Genomic DNA, 1,288 nt, shown 5'->3' with positions numbered 1-1,288 from the left:
GGATTCACGGGGATGTTGCGCAGGATGAGGCGGCGCGTGCCCTTCCACATCGCCTGCTGCTGCTCGGCCTCCGTGTCGAAGAGGCGTACGGAGACCATATTCGCCGAGAAAAAGAAGTGAGTGCTGCGGATATGGCTCAAACCATACAAACTTTAGCACTCAATGTCAGACTAAGCTGTCAACTCCTTGATGTTCCTGAATCAAGTTATTATGAACGGATTAACCGACATCCATCTAAAACTCAATTAAGGAGACAATACCTGTCACTCAAAATTTCTCAACTCTTCAATGCTAACCGAGGAATCTATGGTGCTCCTAAAATTCATCATCTTCTACTTAAACAAGAGGAAAAAGTCGGGTTAAAACTGGTACAGAAGCTAATGAAGCAACTTCAACTCAAGTCTGTAGTCATTAAGAAATTTAAGCCTGGATACTCACTAAGTGATCACATCAATCGAAAAAATCTTATACAGACTGAACCTACAAAGAAAAATAAGGTTTGGTCAACCGACATTACTTATATTCCTACTCAACAAGGATGGGCTTATCTCTCAACCATTATGGATCGTTATACTAAAAAAGTCATTGCTTGGGATTTGGGCAAGCGAATGACTGTAGAATTAGTGCAAAGAACTTTAAATAAGGCCATTAAATCACAAGACTATCCAGAAGCTGTTATTCTTCATTCTGACCAAGGAAGCCAGTATACGAGTCTAGAGTATGAAGAGTTGCTTAAGTATTATGGGATGACTCACTCTTTCAGTCGAAGGGGATACCCTTATCATAATGCCAGTCTTGAATCTTGGCATGGACATTTAAAAAGAGAGTGGGTGTATCAATTTAAATATAAGAACTTTGAAGAAGCCTATCAGAGTATTTTCTGGTACATCGAAGCCTTTTATAATTCAAAACGAATCCATCAAAGTTTAGGGTATCTTACACCTAATCAATTTGAAAAGGTAAGTGCTTAAAATAAATAGATTAAAATTCTACGTTTGTTACTCTAAAAACTTGACTTAACGTCATCAATAAAGAATATAAAAAACTAAAGAATAAAAAGTCCAAAACAAAGTAACATGAAAAATAAAACAATAATAAAAGCAGTTTTTAGTATGATTACTGCTTTTATTATTTCCTCCAAAACTGTTGTTTTACCTTTGTGTCGGTAGATTGTCGTTCTTTTGTCGTCTATCTGTCGTGTACATGTTTAAAAAAATAGTTTATTATACCCGAATTGCTAGTTAATTTCATTGGAAAATAAATAAGTCGTGCTATCCTAATCTTAAAC

At 36.2% G+C, this 1,288-nt stretch carries 1 pseudogene; it reads left to right on the top strand.

What is annotated here, in order from left to right:
• Window positions 1-92: 92 nt before the first annotated feature.
• Window positions 93-971 (top strand): annotated as a pseudogene (locus ABZV77_RS42660) (IS3-like element IS981 family transposase); the annotation flags it as partial.
• Between the last annotated feature and the right edge of the window lie 317 nt (window positions 972-1,288).

It is taken from the genome of Streptomyces sp. NPDC004732 (genome assembly GCF_040609235.1).
Taxonomy (GTDB): Bacteria; Actinomycetota; Actinomycetes; order Streptomycetales; family Streptomycetaceae; genus Streptomyces.
This window is presented reverse-complemented; position numbering and strand designations above follow the sequence as displayed.